We start from the raw sequence: 4,423 nt of genomic DNA on the forward strand, positions 1-4,423 counted from the left end.
CCGCCATCGCCCCTCCGTGGGCGGAGCCCGGGGGAAGACGCGGCAGGCGGACGGAATCCCGTCGCCGCTGAACGTAACAGAACATTGCGTGGTTTGTGAAGAGGGGTTGCGCAGCGCCGGTGGCCGGATCGCCGCACCCCGGTTCTGCCGGCCCTGCCGATGAGGGGCCGGGCGGCCGTCGTCACCTGGAGCCCGAGCGTCACGCTCGTGCCCACCCGTGGCTGCTTTAACCGCTGCGATTACTGCGGCTTCCGCCTGTCCCCCGATCCCCGCGATCCCCTGGCCGATGCCCTCGGCGATCGGCAGGCCCTGGCGCTCCTGGGCTCCAGGCCCCAGGCGCTCGAGGTGCTGCTGCTCAGCGGTGAGGTGCCACCGGCGTCAGCCCACCGCACCGCCTGGTTCGCCCGGTTGGTGGCCCTCAGTCGCCTGGCTCTGGCGCAGGGCCGCCTGCCCCACACCAACGCGGGACCGCTGAGCCGAACCGAGATGGCGAGGCTGGGCCGGCTCAATCCCTCCCTGGGTCTGATGCTGGAGGGCCTGGGCCCGGCCTACGACGCCCTGCATCGCCAGGCGCCCAGCAAGCGGCTGGAGCAGCGGCTGGCGCAGCTGGAGCAGGCGGGGCGCCTTGGCGTTCCCTTCACCACCGGCCTGTTGCTCGGCGTCGGTGAAAGCCGCCAGGACCAGCGCGACGCCCTGGAGCTGATCGCCCTGCTGCATGCCAGCTGGGGGCACGTGCAGGAGGTGATCCTGCAGCCCTTCCGGCCCGCCGGTGCGGAGGGGCTGCCCCTTCCGGCGGCGACCTGCGAGTCGCTCCTCGAGCTGATCGCCGAGGCCCGCCGGATCCTGCCCCCGGAGGTGCATCTCCAGCTGCCGCCCAACCTCTGGCCCCTGGAGCACCTGGTGGCGGCCCTGGAAGCCGGCATCGACGACCTCGGCGGCATCGACACCGTGGATGTGATCAACCCGGCCTACCCCCAGCCCACGGCTGGGGCCCTGGCCGAGCACCTGGCCGCGGCGGGCTGGGAGCTGAGGCCACGCCTCTGTGTGCATCCGGCCTGGATCGCGCAGCTGCCGGCCGCGCTGCGGGCCCGGGCCGAGGCGATGGCTCAGCGGCTCGGGCGGGGTGGTTAGCGTCCGGGTTAACCGCTAGCGGGAGTTGTCGGCCGTGGGCACCACAGGGCCAGTGGTCACCAGCAACCACGTGGTCACCACCAATCACCGGGTGCTGCTCGTCCGGCTTCCCTGCAACCCCATCTTTCCGATCGGCCCGATCTACCTGGCCGATCACCTGCACAAGCAGTTCCCGGCTCTCCCCCAGCAGATCCTCGACCTGGCTGCCGTGCCGGTGCTCGATGTCGAGCGGATGCTGGCCGAGGCCGTGGAGGTGTTTCGCCCCACCCTGCTGGTGTTCTCCTGGCGGGACATCCAGATCTACGCACCGGTGGACGGCCGCAGCGGCAATCCCCTCCAGAACTCCTTCGAGGTCTTTTACTCCCGCAATCCGCTCAAGCGGCTGCGCGGCGCCATCGGTGGCCTTGGCCTGATGCGGGCCTTCTACGGCGAGCTCTGGCGCAACCTTCGCCTCGTGAAGCTCGGGCTGCGGCGGGCACGGCGCCACCATCCCGAGGCCCGGGCCGTGATCGGTGGTGGCGCCGTGAGCGTGTTCTACGAACAGCTGGGCAGGAAATTGCCGGCGGGCACCGTGGTCTCCGTGGGGGAGGGGGAGCCCCTGCTCGAAAAGCTGATCCGGGGCGATTCCATCGCCGCCGACCGCTGCTTCGTGGCTGGCGAGCCCCCAAGGCCGGGCCTGATCCATGAGCAGCCGGGGGGCATGGAGAAGACCGCCTGCGATTACGGCTACATCGCCTCGATCTGGCCCCAGCTGGACTGGTACCTGGACGGGGGTGATTTCTACGTGGGGGTGCAGACCAAGCGTGGCTGCCCCCACAACTGCTGCTACTGCGTCTACACCGTGGTGGAGGGCAAGGCCGTGCGGGTCAATCCCGTGGCGGAGGTGATCGACGAGATGCGCCAGCTGTATGCCCGTGGCGTGCGTGGCTTCTGGTTCACCGACGCCCAGTTCATCCCCGCCCGCCGCTACATCGAGGATGCCAAGGAGCTGTTGCGCGCCATCCTTGCCGAAGGCTGGGATGACATCCGCTGGGCTGCCTACATCCGTGCCGACAACCTCGATGCCGAGCTGGCCGAGCTGATGGTGGCCACGGGCATGAGCTACTTCGAGATCGGCATCACCTCCGGCAGCCAGGAGCTCGTGCGCAAGATGCGCATGGGCTACAACCTGCGCACCGTGCTGGAGAACTGCCGCCTGCTGGCGCGGGCAGGGTTCCGCGAGCAGGTCTCCGTCAACTATTCGTTCAATGTGATCGACGAACGGCCCGAAACGATCCGCCAGACGGTGGCCTATCACCGGGAGCTGGAGAGGATCTTCGGGGCCGACAAGGTCGAGCCCGCCATCTTCTTCATCGGGCTGCAGCCCCACACCCACCTGGAGCAGTACGGCTTCGAGCAGGGTTTGATCCGGCCCGGTTACAACCCCATGAGCATGCTGCCCTGGACAGCCCGCAAGATGCTCTGGAATCCCGAACCGATGGGCAGCACCTTCGGGAGGATCTGCCTGGAGGCCTTTGACCGAAACCCTGCAGACTTCGGCCGAACCGTGATGGATCTGCTCGAGCGTGACTACGGCCTGGCCCCGCTGGAGGAGGCCCTGCATGCGCCGGTGGAGGGCCGGAAGGCCCTGGCGACCGCCCGGCGCTGAAGGGGGGCGGGGTGTGTGAGGGCATCCTCAGGTCTGCCGCCTCAGCCACCAGAGGAGCACAAGCAGCCCCAGCCAGCCCACCAGGCCGCCGATCGGGTTCACGTCGCCGGCGGAACCGGCGCCGGCCCACCAGGCAGGCGCCGCAGGAGCGATGGTCAGCAGGCCCTTCTGCACCAGGAACCAGCCCCCCACCAGCCCGCCATGGAGAGCCACGGCTCCCCACAGAGCCCCGCCATCGGCCAGCTTGCGCAGCCCCAGCGCCAGGCCCAGCAGCAGCAACCCGCCCAGCAGGACGATCCCCTGCAGACCGGGCGCCCGGTACCAGGGGTGCACCAGGGCGAAGATCGCCGCCTGGAGCACCAGGGCCCGACGCCTGCCGATCTGGAGGTTCAGCTCACCCCAGAGCCAGCCCCGGAACAGCACCTCCTCCGCCAGTCCCACCCCGAGCCCCAGCAGCAGGGCATTGGCCACCAGATCCGGCGCCAGACGTCCGGACCACTGCGCCTGGGCGCCCAGCAGCAGGGCCGAGGCGGTGAGACCCAGCAGAACGACCGCCTGGAGCAACCCGCCCAGCACCTGGACCAGGGCGCTGCCCGGGGGGGCCGCCAGACCGAGGCTCTGCCAGGGGGTGCGGGACCCCCACGCCCGGCGGATCCTCCAGGGCAGGGTGGCCAGCAGCAGCCCAAAGGCGATGGCCACCCCGGCGAGATCCACCTGGTCGGCCCGCCATTCGGGCCTCAGCCAGCCCAGGGGTCGGGAAAGGGCGAACCCCAGGGCGTAGAGCAGCGGCACATAGGCCGCGGTGCCCCACCAGTGCGGCCGGGCGACGGGCCGAGCACGGCCGGCGGGGGGCATCAGGTCTCGGGTTCGAGGGTGCTGGTCAGTCCCTTGGCCTTGAGGGTTTCGCAGTAGAACTCGGCGGGTTCCAGATCACACACGATCACCAGGCCCACGCCGGTGTTGTGCGCCTCGAGCATCACGGCGATCGCGTCCTGCTCACTCAGGGAGGGCACGACCTGGCGAAGGGTGGTGACCACGTACTCCATCGAGTTGACGGGGTCGTTGTGGAGCAGCACCTTGTAGCGCGGCGAGGGTTTGCGCACCCGCTCGGGCGCCTTCTCCATCACCGCTGCTCCGCCGGTCTCACGGCTGGGGGTCTGGGTGGCCTGGGGCACTGTGGTCATGGCGGCAGCTGTCATGACGACCTGCTTATTAAAGGGCGGGATGGCGGGGCCGTGACGGCGGGGGCGTGACCGTGGGGCCGTGACGGTTGGGCCGTGACGGTGGCGGAGGGTGGAGCGCAGGCGTCAGAGCGCCCGGATGCGGCGCATCGCCTCCTCCACGTTCGCGCGGCTGTTGAAGGCCGAGAGGCGGAAGTAGCCCTCTCCGGCGGCGCCGAAGCCGCTGCCCGGGGTGCCCACCACATGGGCCCGGCCGAGCAGATGGTCGAAGAAGCCCCAGGAATCGAGGCCCTGGGGGGTTCGCAGCCACACGTAGGGAGCCTGCTCGCCCCCGTACACCTGCAGGCCAGCCGCCGAGAGCTCCCGCCGGATGATCGCGGCGTTCTCCATGTAGAAGCCGATCAGCGCCTTCACCTGGGCCTGACCTTCCGGGGAGTAGACCGCCTCGGCACCGCGCTGCACG

Annotated in this window: 5 protein-coding genes; 2 read left to right on the plus strand and 3 right to left on the minus strand. The window is 70.1% G+C overall.

The window, feature by feature from the left end; genetic code table 11:
• The first annotated feature begins 159 nt into the window (after nt 1–159).
• Together cofG and ACLD7X_RS15820 are read left to right on the plus strand one after the other, a co-directional pair.
• Nucleotides 160–1,131, plus strand: a complete 972-nt coding sequence (gene cofG, locus ACLD7X_RS15815) for a 7,8-didemethyl-8-hydroxy-5-deazariboflavin synthase subunit CofG (protein WP_411424639.1) — start codon at nt 160–162, stop codon at nt 1,129–1,131.
• Between the two features lie 52 nt (nt 1,132–1,183).
• Complete coding sequence (locus ACLD7X_RS15820) at nt 1,184–2,779, plus strand: photosystem II high light acclimation radical SAM protein (protein WP_412007037.1); 1,596 nt, start codon at nt 1,184–1,186, stop codon at nt 2,777–2,779.
• Between the two features lie 27 nt (nt 2,780–2,806).
• Here the strand turns inward: ACLD7X_RS15820 and ACLD7X_RS15825 are convergent, their stop codons facing one another.
• The 3 genes from ACLD7X_RS15825 to ACLD7X_RS15835 form a co-directional block, all read right to left on the minus strand.
• A complete protein-coding gene (locus ACLD7X_RS15825) occupies nt 2,807–3,634 on the minus strand; it encodes a CPBP family glutamic-type intramembrane protease (RefSeq protein ID WP_411424640.1) in 828 nt (275 codons plus the stop codon).
• On the minus strand, nt 3,634–3,903 hold the full coding sequence (clpS, locus tag ACLD7X_RS15830; RefSeq protein WP_411424643.1) for an ATP-dependent Clp protease adapter ClpS: 270 nt from the start codon (nt 3,901–3,903) through the stop codon (nt 3,634–3,636). Before clpS ends, ACLD7X_RS15825 begins: the two co-directional genes overlap by 1 nt.
• 183 nt (nt 3,904–4,086) lie before the next feature.
• Nucleotides 4,087–4,423 (minus strand): aminotransferase class I/II-fold pyridoxal phosphate-dependent enzyme (locus ACLD7X_RS15835; RefSeq protein WP_411424641.1); only part of this gene is annotated, 337 nt, incomplete at its 5' end.

Source organism: Aphanothece microscopica RSMan92, from assembly GCF_046613545.2.
Lineage (GTDB): Bacteria > Cyanobacteriota > Cyanobacteriia > PCC-6307 > Cyanobiaceae > NIES-981.

Excerpts from the sequence above, each read along its gene's own strand:
- cofG (WP_411424639.1), top strand. The coding sequence starts at position 160 with ATGAGGGGCCGGGCGGCCGTCGTCACCTGGAGCCCGAGCGTCACGCTC.
- ACLD7X_RS15825 (WP_411424640.1), bottom strand. The coding sequence starts at position 3,634 with ATGCCCCCCGCCGGCCGTGCTCGGCCCGTCGCCCGGCCGCACTGGTGG.
- clpS (WP_411424643.1), bottom strand. The coding sequence starts at position 3,903 with ATGGAGAAGGCGCCCGAGCGGGTGCGCAAACCCTCGCCGCGCTACAAG.